General features: G+C 73.2%; 14 protein-coding genes. 7 read left to right on the top strand and 7 right to left on the bottom strand.

The features are described from left to right. Nucleotides 1-9: 9 nt before the first annotated feature. From ABDB74_RS14755 to ABDB74_RS14740, 4 genes are all read right to left on the bottom strand, one after another. The gene (locus ABDB74_RS14755) at nt 10-909 is read right to left on the bottom strand and encodes an amino acid ABC transporter permease (RefSeq protein WP_346619483.1); all 900 of its coding nucleotides are present in this window, start codon (nt 907-909) and stop codon (nt 10-12) included. After that, entirely contained in the window at nt 906-1,556 is a 651-nt protein-coding gene (locus ABDB74_RS14750; RefSeq protein WP_346619481.1) for an amino acid ABC transporter permease, read from the bottom strand. The genes ABDB74_RS14755 and ABDB74_RS14750 overlap by 4 nt, the downstream gene beginning before the upstream one ends. 100 nt (nt 1,557-1,656) lie before the next feature. Further along, nucleotides 1,657-2,553 carry a glutamate ABC transporter substrate-binding protein gene (locus ABDB74_RS14745; RefSeq protein WP_346619480.1) on the bottom strand — a complete coding sequence of 299 codons (897 nt, stop codon included), beginning with the start codon at nt 2,551-2,553 and terminating at the stop codon, nt 1,657-1,659. Nucleotides 2,554-2,587: 34 nt separating this feature from the next. Further along, nucleotides 2,588-3,343: an amino acid ABC transporter ATP-binding protein gene (locus tag ABDB74_RS14740; protein ID WP_346619479.1), complete on the bottom strand. Its 756-nt coding sequence runs from the start codon at nt 3,341-3,343 to the stop codon at nt 2,588-2,590. A gap of 90 nt (nt 3,344-3,433) precedes the next feature. Between ABDB74_RS14740 and miaB the strand changes: the two genes are divergently transcribed. Next, complete coding sequence (gene miaB, locus ABDB74_RS14735) at nt 3,434-4,915, top strand: tRNA (N6-isopentenyl adenosine(37)-C2)-methylthiotransferase MiaB (protein ID WP_346619478.1); 1,482 nt, start codon at nt 3,434-3,436, stop codon at nt 4,913-4,915. A gap of 75 nt (nt 4,916-4,990) precedes the next feature. On the opposite strand, the gene ABDB74_RS14730 is transcribed toward miaB, so the two are convergent. Further along, the gene (locus ABDB74_RS14730) at nt 4,991-6,577 is read right to left on the bottom strand and encodes a DUF349 domain-containing protein (RefSeq protein WP_346619477.1); all 1,587 of its coding nucleotides are present in this window, start codon (nt 6,575-6,577) and stop codon (nt 4,991-4,993) included. 40 nt (nt 6,578-6,617) lie between these two features. Here ABDB74_RS14730 and ABDB74_RS14725 point away from each other — a divergent pair, with 40 nt between their 5' ends. The 3 genes from ABDB74_RS14725 (at nt 6,618) to dapF (ending at nt 9,288) form a co-directional block, all read left to right on the top strand. Continuing rightward, the gene (locus ABDB74_RS14725) at nt 6,618-7,343 is read left to right on the top strand and encodes a hypothetical protein (protein WP_346619475.1); all 726 of its coding nucleotides are present in this window, start codon (nt 6,618-6,620) and stop codon (nt 7,341-7,343) included. A 152-nt stretch (nt 7,344-7,495) separates the two neighbouring features. After that, the gene (miaA, locus tag ABDB74_RS14720) at nt 7,496-8,419 is read left to right on the top strand and encodes a tRNA (adenosine(37)-N6)-dimethylallyltransferase MiaA (RefSeq protein WP_407062175.1); all 924 of its coding nucleotides are present in this window, start codon (nt 7,496-7,498) and stop codon (nt 8,417-8,419) included. Continuing rightward, nucleotides 8,416-9,288 carry a diaminopimelate epimerase gene (dapF, locus tag ABDB74_RS14715; RefSeq protein ID WP_346619471.1) on the top strand — a complete coding sequence of 291 codons (873 nt, stop codon included), beginning with the start codon at nt 8,416-8,418 and terminating at the stop codon, nt 9,286-9,288. Before miaA ends, dapF begins: the two co-directional genes overlap by 4 nt. Nucleotides 9,289-9,292: 4 nt before the next feature. Here the strand turns inward: dapF and ABDB74_RS14710 are convergent, their stop codons facing one another. After that, entirely contained in the window at nt 9,293-9,499 is a 207-nt protein-coding gene (locus tag ABDB74_RS14710) for a hypothetical protein (RefSeq protein WP_346619469.1), read from the bottom strand. A 144-nt stretch (nt 9,500-9,643) separates the two neighbouring features. On the opposite strand from ABDB74_RS14710, the gene hflX reads away from it, so the two are divergent. The 3 genes from hflX to ABDB74_RS14695 are packed head-to-tail and all read left to right on the top strand — an operon-like array spanning nt 9,644 to nt 12,918. After that, nucleotides 9,644-11,107, top strand: coding sequence for a GTPase HflX (gene hflX / locus ABDB74_RS14705; protein ID WP_346619468.1), 1,464 nt, complete (start codon nt 9,644-9,646; stop codon nt 11,105-11,107). Between the two features lie 58 nt (nt 11,108-11,165). Further along, the gene (locus tag ABDB74_RS14700; RefSeq protein ID WP_346619466.1) at nt 11,166-11,888 is read left to right on the top strand and encodes a phosphatase PAP2 family protein; all 723 of its coding nucleotides are present in this window, start codon (nt 11,166-11,168) and stop codon (nt 11,886-11,888) included. After that, nucleotides 11,860-12,918, top strand: a complete 1,059-nt coding sequence (locus tag ABDB74_RS14695) for a hypothetical protein (RefSeq protein WP_346619464.1) — start codon at nt 11,860-11,862, stop codon at nt 12,916-12,918. Before ABDB74_RS14700 ends, ABDB74_RS14695 begins: the two co-directional genes overlap by 29 nt. A 14-nt stretch (nt 12,919-12,932) precedes the next feature. Here ABDB74_RS14695 and ABDB74_RS14690 read toward each other — a convergent pair whose 3' ends face one another. Continuing rightward, entirely contained in the window at nt 12,933-13,688 is a 756-nt protein-coding gene (locus ABDB74_RS14690) for an IclR family transcriptional regulator (protein WP_346619463.1), read from the bottom strand. Between the last annotated feature and the right edge of the window lie 87 nt (nt 13,689-13,775).

The following is a 13,775-nucleotide window of genomic DNA, read 5'->3' as shown; positions in this document are numbered from 1 at the left end:
GCGAAGAGATCAGGCGCCGTCGCGGACGGGGACCGGGGCGCCCTCGGTCGCCTTCTCCGCCGGTCGAGCCGCTCGCGCCTGCCGCGCCTGGACGTACTGAGCCAGCCGGCCGAGCGCGTAGTTGATCGCTATGTAGATCAGCGCGACGACGACGAACGTCTGGATCGGGTTGTCGAGGTTGCGGCGGATACTCTCGCCCTGGCTGAGCAGCTCGTCGTAGTTGGCGATGAACGTGACCAGCGAGGTGTCCTTGAGGACGACCACGAGCTGGCTGATGATCGCCGGCAGCATGACCCGGAACGCCTGCGGCAGGAGGATGATCCGCATCGTCTGGCCGTTGGTCAGCCCGGTCGCCAGGGCACCTTCGCGCTGGCCGCGGGGCAGCGAGGCCACCCCGGCGCGCAGCACCTCGGCGAAGATGACCATGTTGTAGGCCGTCAGGCCGATGACCAGCCCCCAGAGCACCTGCCCGCCCGGCCAGTCGCGCAGGTCCACGCCCACGTCGGGCAGCACACGGACGCCGAAGTACACCAGGATGATGACCGGCAGCCCGCGGAACAGCTCGACGAACCCGACGAGCGGGATGCGCCCGGCCCGGCCCAGCGACAGCCGCGCGACGGCGATCAACGTCCCCAGCACGATCGACAGGGTCATCGCGATGACCGCCGCGATGAGGGTGTTCCTGATCCCCTCACCGAAGAGGCCCCACACGGTCGCGAAGTTCTCGTCGGCGGGGTTGATGAGCGGACCCCACCTCTCCATGGAGAACTGGTTCTGCTCGGCGAGCCGCAGGATGACGACCACGGCGAGGCCGATGAGCGCCAGCACGGCCACCGCCGTACCGATCGCCGTCCGCCGGCGGGCCTTGGGGCCCTGGGCGTCGTAGAGGACCGTGTCCTGCTGGCTCATCGGGCGATCGCCACCTTCCGCTCGATGACCTGCAGGACGGCTCCCGCGGGGAGCGTGATGAGGAGGAAGCCGATCGCGACACCGATGAAGATGGGGAGGGTCTCGTAGCCGCGGGCGCTGACCAGGGTCTGGCCGGTGCTCCACAGGTCCCCGCCGACGCCGAAGGCGCCGACCACGGCAGAGTTCTTGAACATGGCGATGATCACGCTGCCCAGGGGCGGGACCACGGTGCGGAGGGCCTGGGGGAGGACGACGTACCGCAGCCCCTGGCCGAAGCTGAGACCGATCGACCGGGCCGCCTCCGCCTGGCCCGCCGAGACGGAGTTGATGCCCGAGCGCACCGCCTCGCTGACGAAGGCCGAGGTGTACAGCACCAGCCCGAGCACACCGAAGAAGAAGAACGAACGGTTGATGCCGATCTCGGGCAGCCCGAAGGCGCAGGCGAAGAGGACGACCGACAAGGGCGTGTTGCGGAACGTCGTCACCCAGAACGATCCGAAGGCGCGCAACGGCGGCACGGGGGAGACGCGGCACGCCGCGATCAGCAGGCCCAGCAGCAGTGAGCCGAGCAGGGACCACAGGATGATGCTCAGCGAGACCAGGAACCCGGCGACGTAGGAGTCGAGATTCTCTAGGACCGGGTCCACGTGTGCTCCCTCGCTGTCGGTGCGGATGACTCGGACACTGCAGGCCGCGACCGGCCGGCCAGCGGGCCGGCCGGTCGCGGAGGCTCAGGTGCTCAGCCGGTCAGTCGCACTCGTCGAACTCGGGCAGCTCGGGCGTCTCGGTGCCCTCGACCTGACCCGCCGTCGCCTCCCACGCCGCCACGTAGGCGTCCTCGTTCTCGCGCAGCGTCTCGTGGATGAACTCGCAGAAGGCGGTCTCGCCCTGCTGGATGCCGATGCCGTACGGCTCCTCGGTGAACTGCTCGCCGACGAGCTTGAAGGCGCCGTCGGACTCGGAGACGAAGCCCAGCAGGATGACGTTGTCGGTGGTCACCGCGTCGACCTGTCCGGTGCGCAGTGCGTCGGCGCACTGCGAGTACTCGTCGAAGAGCACCAGCTGGCTGCCGGGGTCGGCCAGGTAGGGCCGGATCTGCTCCGACGGCGTCGAGCCCGTCACGGTGCACACCGTGGCGTCAGGGTTCTCGGTGAAGGACTCCGGCCCGGTGATGGTGTCGTTGTCCGCGGCCACCATGATCTGCTGGCCGGCCTCGTAGTAGGGGCCGGCGAAGTCGATCCGCTCGTCGCGCTGTTCGTTGATCGTGTAGGTGGCCACGACCATGTCCACCTCGTCGCCCTCGAGCACCTCCTCGCGCACCGCGGAGGGGGTCTCCACCCACTCGATGTCCTCGGGGGCGATGCCCAGCTCCGCCGCGATGATCTTGGCGACCTCGACGTCGAAGCCCTCGAGCTCGCCCTGGAGGTTCTCCAGCCCGAAGCCCGGCTGGTCGAACTTCGTGCCCACGCGGATCGTCCCGGCCTCCGCGATCTCGGCCATGGCCGTGCCGGGCTCGAACTCGGGAGACTCGGCGACATCGGGCGCAGGGGCGGCGGTGTCGTCGCCGCCGTCACCGCCGCAGGCGGCGAGGGTCAGGGAGGCGATGGTCACGCCGGCGACCAGGGCTGTGCGTCGAAAGCTCATAGCTGGGTCCTCTCGCGGGGGGTGCTGGGTGCGGTCAGTGGGTGAGGATCTTGGACAGGAAGTCCTTGGCCCGCTCCGACTTCGGGGCGGTGAAGAAGGTCTCGGGCTCCGCCGTCTCGACGATCCGGCCGCCGTCCATGAAGACGACCCGGTTGCCCGCCTTGCGGGCGAAACCCATCTCGTGGGTGACGACGACCATCGTCATCCCGTCCCGGGCGAGGCCGATCATGACGTCGAGAACCTCGTTGATCATCTCGGGGTCCAGCGCCGAGGTCGGCTCGTCGAAGAGCATGACCTTCGGGTCCATGGCCAGCGCTCGAGCGATCGCGACCCGCTGCTGCTGACCACCGGAGAGCTGCGCCGGGTACTTGTCGGCCTGGGCGCTGACGCCCACCCGCTCGAGCAGCTCGCGGGCACGCTTCTCGGCGTCGGCCTTGGACTTCTTGCGGACCTTGACCGGGCCGAGGGTGACGTTCTCGAGGATCGTCTTGTGCGCGAACAGGTTGAAGCTCTGGAACACCATGCCGACGTCCGCGCGCAGGCGGGCGAGCTGCTTGCCCTCCTCGGGCAGCCGCTCGCCGTCGATCATGATCTCGCCCTTCTCGATCGGCTCGAGTCGGTTGATCGCGCGGCACAGCGTCGACTTGCCCGACCCGGACGGGCCGATGACGACGAGCACCTCGCCGCGGGCGATGTCCAGATCGATGTCCTGCAGGACGTGCAGTTCGCCGAACCACTTGTTGACGCCGGACAGGCGGACGAGAGGCTCTCCGTTCGGACGGCTGGTCACCCTGGGGACCCTAAGGGCGCCGGGGACACGTGGAGTGATCGCGGCGATCACGGATCCGTAACGAACGCGGGCCGTACCCTCTGAACTGTCATGAACAGCGCAACCCAGGGCCCCGCTCCGCGCACGTACCGCGTGCGCACGTACGGCTGCCAGATGAACGTGCACGACTCCGAGCGCCTCTCCGGCCTGCTGGAAGCGGCCGGCTACACCGCCGCGGCCGAGGACGGCGACGCCGACGTCGTCGTCCTCAACACGTGCGCGGTGCGGGAGAACGCCGACAACCGCCTCTACGGCAACCTCGGCCACCTGCGCCCGGTGAAGGACGCCCACCCCGGCATGCAGATCGCCGTCGGTGGCTGCCTGGCGCAGAAGGACCGCGGTGAGATCGTCAAGCGCGCGCCCTGGGTCGACGTCGTCTTCGGCACGCACAACGTCGGGTCGCTGCCGGCCCTGCTCGACCGGGCCCGGCACAACGCCGAGGCCCAGGTCGAGATCGTCGAGTCCCTCGAGGTCTTCCCGTCCACGCTGCCGGCCAAGCGCGACTCCGCCTACTCCGGCTGGGTCTCGATCAGCGTCGGCTGCAACAACACGTGCACGTTCTGCATCGTCCCGGCGCTGCGCGGCAAGGAGAAGGACCGCCGGCCGGGCGAGATCCTGGCCGAGGTGCAGGCGCTGGTCGACCAGGGCGTGCTCGAGGTGACCCTGCTCGGGCAGAACGTCAACGCCTACGGGGTGGAGTTCCGCGACCGCGGCGCCTTCGCCGACCTGCTCCGGGCCGCCGGCCGCATCGACGGCCTGGAGCGGATCCGGTTCACCAGCCCGCACCCGCGGGAGTTCACCGACGACGTCATCGAGGCGATGGCCGAGACGCCGGCGGTCTGCCACCAGCTGCACATGCCGCTGCAGAGCGGGTCGGACGACGTGCTGCGCCGGATGCGCCGCGGCTACCGCCAGGACCGCTACCTGGGCATCATCGAGCGGGTTCGCGCCGCCATGCCCGACGCCGCGATCACCACCGACATCATCGTCGGTTTCCCGGGCGAGACGGAGGAGGACTTCCAGCAGACGCTGGAGGTCGTCCGGCAGGCCCGCTTCGCCAGCGCCTTCACCTTCCAGTACTCCAAGCGCCCGGGCACCCCGGCGGCGGAGATGGACGGCCAGCTGCCCAAGGACGTCGTCCAGGAGCGGTACCTGCGGCTGACCGCGCTGCAGGACCAGATCAGCTGGGACGAGAACCGGAAGCTGATCGGCCGGCGGGTCGAGCTGCTGGTCGCAGCGGGGGAGGGCAGCAAGGACGCCGCGCGCGGCCGGCTCTCCGGCCGGGCCCGCGACGGCCGGCTCGTGCACTTCACGGCGGCCGACGGCGTCCGGCCCGGCGATGTCGTCGAGACGGTGGTCACCGAGGCCGCGCCACACCACCTGGTCGCCGACGGGGCGCTGCTGTCGCACCGGCGGACCCGCGCCGGCGATGCGTCCGAAGCGGGCACCCGGCCGGTCACGCCCGGCGTCTCGCTCGGGATGCCGAGGATCGGCGTCCCCGACCCGCTCCCGGTGCTCTCCACCGGCTGCTGAGCCACGGCATAGGAAGCTATGCCTACGGATCTGCGCAGCAGACCGTAGGCATAGCCTCCTATGCCCGGTGCGGGGCTAGCGGCGGCCGGCACTCTTCTCTGCCTCGGCGAGCCACTCGCGCCGGGTGGCGAGGTTGGCCTGCGCCTCGGCGATGCGGCGCTGGTCGCCCGCGGCCTCGGCCTTGGCCAGCTGCTCCTCGGCCTTGGTGACGGCGGCGCGCATCGAGGTCACCATCGGGTTCTCCGGCGCGGTGCGGGCCCGGCCGGAGTCGGCCGCCCCGCGGACCTTCTGCTCCACCGCCTGCATGCGGTCCTCGAGGGAGCGCATCACCGCACGAGGCACGTGCCCGATGGCGTCGTAGCGCTCCTGGATCTTGCGGAGCGCGTTCTGCGCGCCGCGCAGGTCCTTGGACGGGTCCAGCTGCTCGGCCTCGGCGAGCAGCTCCTCCTTGGCGCGCTGATTGGCCGCCTGCTCGGCGTCCCGCGCCTTGTCCTGCTCGGCCCGCGCGTTGAAGAAGACGTCCTGGGCGGCGCGGAACTCCTTCCACAGGTCGTCGTCGCCGTCCCGGCCGGTGCGCGGGACCGCCTTCCAGCGGTCCATCAGCGAGCGCATGGCTGCGCTGGTCGGGCCCCACTCGGTCGACGTCGAGAGCCGCTGCGCCTCCTTGATCAGCTCCTGCTTGGCCGCCCGGGCCTCGCCGCGCTGGGCGTCCAGCTGGGCGAAGTGGGCGCCGCGGCGGCGGCCGAAGGCATCCCGGGCCGCGGCGAACCGGGTCCACAGCGCGTCGTCGGTCTTCCGGTCGATGCCGCGGATCGTCTTCCACTCCTCGACGATCGTCTTGAGGCGCTCGCCGGCGGCCTTCCAGGACGTCGACTCGGCGGCGATCTGCTCGGCCTCGGCGGCCAGCGCCTCCTTGCGGGCGACCTGTGCCGCCCGTGCGGCGGCCTTCTCGGCGCGGTAGGCGGCGGCCGCGGTCTCGGCGACCTCCACCATGGCCCGGGCCCGGGCGGCGAGCCCCGCCAGGTCACCGACGGCCGCCGCGTCGGGGATCGACCCGGCCAGCTCCTGGGCCTTGGCCTTGATCTCGCCCGGGTTGCCGGTGTGCGCCTTCAGCCGCGCTTCGAGCAGCGACACCTCGGTGGCCAGGTCGTCGTACCGGCGGCCGTAGTGGGCCAGGCCCGCCTCGGCGTCGCCGGCCTGCCAGGAGCCCACGACCCGCTCGCCCTCGGCGGTGCGCACGTAGACGGTGCCGTCCTCGTCGACCCGACCCCACTGCGCGGGGTCGCTGACCACCCGCTCGACCGGCGGGGCCGCCGGCACCGGGGCCGGAGCCGGTGCCGGCTCGGACACGGTCGACGACTCCGGGGTGGCCGCCGGTGCCGCCGCGGTCGACGACTCCGGGGTGGCCGCCGGTTCCCCCGCGGCCGCCGGCTTCGCGGGGGGCGCCGGTTCCTCCGCGGGCGCGGGCTCCGGCGCGGCGCCCGTGGGGTCGGGCAGGGCCGCATCCGCAGGGGTCGGCGCCTCCGGCGTGCCCGCCGCGGGAGTCACCGCGTCGGGGCTGCCGGTCTCCTGCGCCGCCTCCGGGGCGGTCGTCTCGGGGGTCTCCGCAATCGGCGGAGCGGCCTGCTGCACCCCGTTGCCGGGGTTGTCCGTGCTCGACACGACCGGCAGTCTTCCACGTCGGATCGGCGACACTGCTGCTGTGACCATCCCGCCCGGTGACCTTCCGGCCCGGACCTCCCGTCCGTCCGCCGCCGTCGCCTTCTGCCCGTGCCCGCCGCTGCTCCTGCCGGCGGTCGAGGGCCGGCCGGCGCCGGAGACGCTGACCCTGCGCTCGGCCTGCGCCGATGCGGTGACCGCGCTGCTGGGAGCGGCCCCGGAGGTGGTGGTCGTCGTCGGTCCCGGAGCCGCTCCGGGTGAGCGGTTCGGGCCCGGCGACGGCGGGGACCTGCGCGGGTTCGGCGTGGACGTGGACCTGCCGTTCGACGGCCGGCTGCGGCCCGGTGGCCGTCGGCTCCCGGCGGCGCACGCGGTGGGCGCCTGGCTGCTCGAGGAGGCGTCCTTCCCCGGCGCCCGGGTGGGCGTGGGACCCGACGACCTCGGGCAGCTGCTGCGCGACCTGCCCGCGCCGGTGGGCGTCCTGGCGATGGGGGACGGGTCCGCCCGGCGGACCGTCAAGGCCCCCGGGTACCTGGACGAGGCGGCCGGACCCTTCGACGCCGCCGTCAGCGCCGCGCTGGCCACCGGGGACGCCGCGGCGCTGGCCGCGCTCGATGCCGTGGAGGGCGAGCGGCTGCTGGCCGCCGGCGTCCCGGTCTGGCGGGCGCTGGGCGCCGCCTTCGCGGGCCGGCACGTGACCGCGCGGCTGCACCACGACGCCGCACCGTTCGGGGTCGGGTACCCGGTGGCCGACTGGGTGGTCGCGTGAGCGGACAGGGGCGTGAGCATCGCAGCGAGGAACGAGCGAGGAGCGGAGGGCCCCGCGGGAGCGAACCGGTGGACCTGAGCGGACAGGGGCGTGAGCATCGCAGCGAGGAACGAGCGAGGAGCGGAGGGCCCCGCGGGAGCGGGCCGGTGGACCTGAGCGGGCCGCCGCCCGTGGTCGCCGTCGTCGGGCCGACGGCCACCGGGAAGACGGCGCTGGCCGTGACGCTCGCCCAGCGGCTGGGCGGCGAGGTGGTCAACGCCGACTCCATGCAGCTGTACCGGGGCATGGACATCGGCACGGCCAAGCCCGATGCGGCCGAGCGCGGGGGAGTGCCGCACCACCTGCTGGACCTGTGGCACGTGCGGGAACCGGCGTCGGTCGCCGAGTACCGCCTGCGGGCGCGGGCCGAGATCGACCGGCTGCGGGCCGCCGGGGTGGTGCCGCTGCTCGTCGGCGGCTCGGGCCTCTACGTCCGGGCGGTCCTCGACGAGCTGGACTTCCCCGGCACCGATCCGGCCATCCGCAGCCGGCTCGAGGAGGAGCTCGCCGCGGTCGGCGCGGCGCAGCTGCACGCCCGCCTGGCGGCGCTCGACCCGGCCGCGGCCGCGGCCGTCCTGCCCAGCAACGGACGCCGGATCGTGCGTGCGCTGGAGGTCATCGAGCTGACCGGTGGCCCGTTCCGGGCCCAGCTGCCCGAACCGCGGCCGCACTACCCGGCGGTCACCGTCGGGCTGGACCGGGACCCGGCCGAACTCGACCAGCGGGTCGCCGTCCGCGTCGACCGGATGTGGGCCGCCGGCTTCGTCGACGAGGTGGCGGCGCTGGCGGCCGACGGCCTCCGCGAGGGCCCGACCGCCTCGCGCGCACTCGGCTACGCCCAGGTGCTCGCCCAGTTCGACGGGGTGCTCTCGGCCGACGAGGCCCGCGAGCGGACCGTCACCATCACGCGCCGGTTCGTCCGCCGGCAGCGCTCGTGGTTCCGCCGGGACGCCGCGACGACGTGGCTGGACGCCGCCCGTCCCGACCTCGCGGACGCCGCCGCGGCGCTGATCACCGGCCGTACGATCGGGCGGTGACCTCCTCGCCCCGCGTGCTGATCGGGCACGGCACCGAGAACGACTTCGTGGTGTTGCCCGACCCCGACGGCACCGTCTGGCCCGGGGACCGCCTGGACGAGGCCATGGTGCGGCGGCTCTGCGAGCGCCGGGCCGGCCTGGGCGGGGACGGCGTCCTCCGGCTGGTGCGGAGCCGGCACGTCGAGGATGCGCCGGCGGTGCTCGGGGAGTACCTCGACCGCTGCGAGTGGTTCATGGACCACCGCAACGCCGACGGCTCCTACGCGGAGATGTGCGGCAACGGCATCCGGCTGTTCCTGCACGCGCTGGTCAGCGAGGGGCTGGTCGACCGCTCGGCCTGCGCCGACGGCGTCCTCGTGGGCACCCGTGGCGGGCCCCGTCGCGTCGGGGCCGACGCCGACGGCGGCTACTGGGTGGACATGGGCCCGGCCCGCCCGTTCGGCACGGGCGAGGCGCGGCTGGCCGGTGCGGTGTTCGGCGGGCGCGCCGTCTCGATGGGCAACCCGCACCTGGCCTGCCTCACCGACGTACCGGTCGACTCCCTCGACCTCGGGGGAGCCCCGGAGTTCGACGTGGACCTGTTCCCGGACGGCGTCAACGTCGAGCTGATCAACGTGGTGCGGCCGGGGGCGCACGTGCGGCTGCGCGTCTCCGAGCGCGGCGTGGGGGAGACCCGGTCCTGCGGCACCGGCGCGTGCGCCGCGGCGTACACGGCTCTGGAGGCCACGGGCGCGACGGAGGGCACCGTCGTCGTCGACGTCCCCGGGGGTCGTCTGTCGGTGCAGGTGACCTCCGGGACGACCGTGCTCAGCGGTCCGGCGGTGCTGGTCTCCGCCGGCACCCTGTGCCCGGAGTGGCTCCCGGCCTGAGACGTCAGCGGCGGTCGTCGTCGGGCGGCATGGGGACCATCGCGTCGTCGTCGCCGGTGGCCGGAGGCGTGGGTGGCTCGCCCCGTCCGCTGTCCTGGTCCGCACCCCCGCCCATCGGGTTCCGCGGCGGGCCGGCGATGCCCTTCGGGTCCCGGCCGGGATCGTCCAGTTCACTGTCGGCACCCAGGCGGGTCGATCCGTTCTCGGTCATCGGCTTCTCCTCGTCGCGCTAGGGGGCTCGTCGTCGAGCCCCTACCCCTGCCGGCGACCGGGATGCATCCGGACGGTGGATGCGTTGTACCCGGTGATGACAACTCAGGTGCCTTCCACGCACGACCGTGCCACGCTGGACCCGATGACGACCGCCCCCGACGCCATGCCGCTCGACGAGCAGCCCGACCTCGACACCCGCCCCGCGCCCGCCGGGCAGTGGGACGAGGCCGACGACACCACCGGTTCGTACGCGCTCGAGGCGCGTGGCGCCCTCCGTCGCGTCGCGGGGCTGTCCACCGAGCTCGCCGACATCACCGAGGTCGAGTACCGGCAGCTGCGCCTCGAGCGCGTGGTGCTCGTCGGTGTCTGGACCGAGGGCACCCAGGCCGACGCCGACCGCTCACTGGCCGAGCTGGCCGCGCTCGCCGAGACGGCCGGTTCGCAGGTGCTCGAAGCCGTCAGCCAGCGGCGGGACAAGCCCGACGCGGCCACCTACGTGGGCTCGGGCAAGGCCAACGAGATCCGCGACGTCGTCGCCGCCACCGGCGCCGACACCGTGATCTGCGACGGTGAACTGACCCCGGGCCAGCTCAACCAGTTGGAGAAGGTGCTCAAGGTCAAGGTCGTCGACCGGACGGCCCTGATCCTCGACATCTTCGCCCAGCACGCCACCAGCCGGGAGGGCAAGGCCCAGGTCGAGCTGGCGCAGATGCAGTACATGCTGCCGCGCCTGCGCGGCTGGGGTGAGTCGCTGTCCCGGCAGGCCGGTGGCCGGGTCGCCGGCGGTGGCGGTATCGGTACCCGTGGTCCCGGTGAGACGAAGATCGAGACCGACCGCCGCCGCATCCGCGCCCGGGTCAGCAAGCTGCGCCGCGAGATCGCCGGCATGGCCACCGCGCGCGCCACCCAGCGGTCCAGCCGCGGCCGCAACGCGGTGCCCAGCGTCGCCATCGCCGGGTACACCAACGCGGGCAAGTCCAGCCTGCTCAACCAGCTCACCGGCGCCGGCGTGCTCGTGGAGAACGCGCTGTTCGCCACCCTGGACCCGACGGTCCGCCGGGCGGAGTCGCCGGACGGCCGGGAGTACACGCTGACGGACACCGTCGGCTTCGTGCGCCACCTGCCGCACCAGCTCGTGGACGCGTTCCGGTCCACGCTGGAGGAGGTCGCCGCGGCCGACCTGCTGCTGCACGTCGTCGACGGCTCCGACCCCGACCCGCTGGGCCAGATCGACGCCGTCCACGTCGTCCTGAACGAGATCGACGCATCGGCGGTCCCCGAGGTCATCGTCGTCAACAAGGTCGACGCGATGAGCGAGGAGGACATCCTCACGCTCCGCCAGGCCCTGCCCGGTGCGCTCTGGGTGTCCGCCCGGACCGGGGCCGGGATGGATGCCCTGCGCCGGCTGGTCGCCGAGCGGCTGCCGCACCCGGACGTCGACGTCGACGTGCTGGTGCCCTACGACCGCGGTGACCTGGTGGCCCGGGTGCATCGCGACGGCGAGGTCCTCAGCGAGCAGCACGAGGGTGACGGCACGCGCCTGACCGCGCGGGTGGACGGCGCGCTCGCCGCGGCACTGGAGGAGTTCGCCGTCGGCGCCGCCTGACCGGCCGTCCACCGCGCGGGTAGATCACGGTCCGGTCACGGCCCGGTACGGTGGCAGCGTGACGAGGGGCGCGGTGCGGGAGACCGGTCTGCCCGGTTCCCCGCCCGTCGTCTCCGTCGGCCGGCCTCCGTGGTGGCTGATCGTCGCCGCCCTGGTGCTCGGCTGCCTGGTCACCGCCGACCTGCTGAGCCGCGGGCGGCTGGAGCGGATGGACCTGCGGGTCTCCGAGATCGTCAGCGACTGGGGCCTGAAGGAGTCGCCGGCCTACCCGGTGGTCTGGGTGATCACCCAGTTGGGCGGGCGGGTCACGATCCTCGTCGTGCTGACCGTGCTGGTCGGCTACCTGCTCTGGCGGCGTGGGACCTGGCTCCCCGTGGCCCGCGTCGCGCTCGCCGTCGCCCTCCTGACGGCGGGCGTGTACGCGATCAAGCACGGCATCGGCCGGACCGCGCCGGCGTTCCCCGGGTCCTACCTGTTCCACGCCGACGGCGCATCGTTCCCCTCGGGGCACGTGGCGAACGCGGTCCTGATGTGGGGGGTCGCCCGGTGGCAGGCGGTCGAGTACGGCCTGCCCCCGGCGGTGCAGCGCACCTTCTGGTGGCTGAGCGTCGCCGGGCCGGTCGCCACCGGCGTGGCGATGGTGTCGCTTGACTTCCACTGGGTCACCGACGCCGTCGTCGGAGGAGCCGTCGGCATCCTGCTGCTGGGCGTGGTTCATGCACTGGACGCAGCTGTTCTGTCACGCTACGTACGTGCGCGCGCTGATCGACCGGTCGCATAGCCGCGCCCGCGCGCGCCGGCTCACCGTGGTGGCCGTGCTCTGCGGCGCCGTCGTCGCCGCCGCGCCGGTGCCCGCGACGGCCGAGGAGACGGCGCCGGCTGCGGCCGCGCCCACGGTCCGCTGCTCGATCACCGATCCGCGTCTGGCCGAGCTGTCCGGGCTCGTCGTGGTCGGGGAGCAGATGCTCGCCCTCAACGACGGCGGCGACCAGGTCACCGTCCACGGGCTGGACGGCGGATGCGCCGTGGTGGACGTCCAGACAACCCCGGTCGATCCCTTCGACCCCGAGGACCTGGCCGTCGGCCCGCACGGAGCCGTGTGGATCGCCGACACCGGCGACAACAACGGTGAGCGCAGCACCGTCGCACTGCACGTGCTGCGTCCCGGCGGGGGATCGGCGCTGTACCGGCTGACCTATCCCGACGGGGCCCACGACGCCGAGGCCCTGCTCATGGCGCCGGACGGGACCCCGTACCTGGTCACCAAGGAGGTGCTGGGATCCAGCGGGGTGTACCGGCCCGCCGGTCCGCTCGTCGACGGCGGCACGGTCGGTACCGAACGGGTCGGCACCGTGAACGTGACGCTCACCGGTACGCCGGGCGGCCCAGTGGGGCGGGCCGGACAGCTGATGATCACCGGCGGGGCGGTCGCGGGCGACGGCAGCGCGATCGCGTTGCGCACCTACACCGACGCGTACGTGTGGTCGCTGGCGGGGTCGGACGTGCCCGGCGCGCTGGCCGGCGAACCGGTTCGCGTCGCCCTTCCGGAGTCGCCGCAGGGTGAGGCGATCAGCTTCACCGAGGACGGCGGGGGACTCGTGGTGGCCAGTGAAGGGCTCCCCAGCGACGTCACGGTGGTCCCGCTGCCGGCGTCAGCGGCGGCTCCGACGGCCACGCCCTCCGGGGAGCCGGCTCCGGCCTTCGCCGATCTGGTCGAGTCGCAGGCGTCGCCGATCGCAGCCGCGCTCCTGGCCGCCGTCATCGCCACCGTCGTGGTCGGGGTCGGGGGGCTGCTGCGCCGGCGATCCTGACCTGACGACGGCGGTCACGGACCGGGTTGCCAGCCGAGCTGCCGGCTGCACTCCTCCGCGGCGTGGGTCACCTGTTCGCCGAACACGGGCCACAGGCGCCGAGGGAGCCGGTGGACGGGCAGCGAGAGGCTGAGCGTCGCCACCGGCTTCCCCCCACGGTCGAGGATCGCCGCGCCCACCGCTGCGATCTCGGGATGGCGGGTCCCCACGGACACCGCGTAGCCCTGGCGGCGCACCCGCGAGAGCTCGCGGAGCAGTGTGTCGGCGTCGGTGTCGGTGTGGGGGGTCAGTGCCTCCAGGGGGGCTGCGCGCAGCAGCGCCGCCGCCTGCGACTCCGGCATGGCGGCGAGCACGGCTTTGCCCGAAGCCGTCGTGTGGATGGGGGCGCCGTTCCCGATCGAGGTGTGCGTCCGCACCGGGTGAGCCCCCTCGATCTTGTCCACCAGCACTATCCGCCGCTCCTCCGGCACCGACAGGTGCACGGTCTCCCCGGTCGCCGCGGCGAGCCTGTGCATGGCCGGTAGCGCCACGCGCCGGATCTCCTGGTCGTTCCGGTGTCGCGACCCGATGGCCTGCGCCTTGGCGGTGAGCGACCACCGGGTCGGTTCTTCCGCGCTGGCCCGGATCCAGCCCAGCTCGCCGAGCGTCAGCAGCATCCGCTGGGTCGTGGACTTCGGCAGCTGCATGGCGCGGGAGAGTTCGCTGACCCCGACGGGCTGGTGCTCCGACACCGCCTCGAGCACGGCCAGGGCGACGGAGACGGATCTCATGTGGTTGACGTCACTTTCTCGCGGCCCTAGTGTGGCCGCCACCACAGCGTGCCATCTTGCGGCAAAGCGTGCCACAGAGTGGCACGA

It is taken from the genome of Blastococcus sp. HT6-4, assembly GCF_039679125.1.
Taxonomy (GTDB): domain Bacteria; phylum Actinomycetota; class Actinomycetes; order Mycobacteriales; family Geodermatophilaceae; genus Blastococcus; species Blastococcus montanus.
Note: the sequence above shows the minus strand (reverse complement) of the source record. Positions and strands in the feature narration are given on the sequence as shown.

What these genes read in the sequence shown, in the direction of transcription:
- ABDB74_RS14755 (WP_346619483.1), bottom strand. Translation starts at nt 909, where the DNA reads ATGAGCCAGCAGGACACGGTCCTCTACGACGCCCAGGGCCCCAAGGCC.
- ABDB74_RS14745 (WP_346619480.1), bottom strand. Translation starts at nt 2,553, where the DNA reads ATGAGCTTTCGACGCACAGCCCTGGTCGCCGGCGTGACCATCGCCTCC.
- miaB (WP_346619478.1), top strand. Translation starts at nt 3,434, where the DNA reads ATGAACAGCGCAACCCAGGGCCCCGCTCCGCGCACGTACCGCGTGCGC.
- ABDB74_RS14710 (WP_346619469.1), bottom strand. Translation starts at nt 9,499, where the DNA reads ATGACCGAGAACGGATCGACCCGCCTGGGTGCCGACAGTGAACTGGAC.
- hflX (WP_346619468.1), top strand. Translation starts at nt 9,644, where the DNA reads ATGACGACCGCCCCCGACGCCATGCCGCTCGACGAGCAGCCCGACCTC.
- ABDB74_RS14690 (WP_346619463.1), bottom strand. Translation starts at nt 13,688, where the DNA reads ATGAGATCCGTCTCCGTCGCCCTGGCCGTGCTCGAGGCGGTGTCGGAG.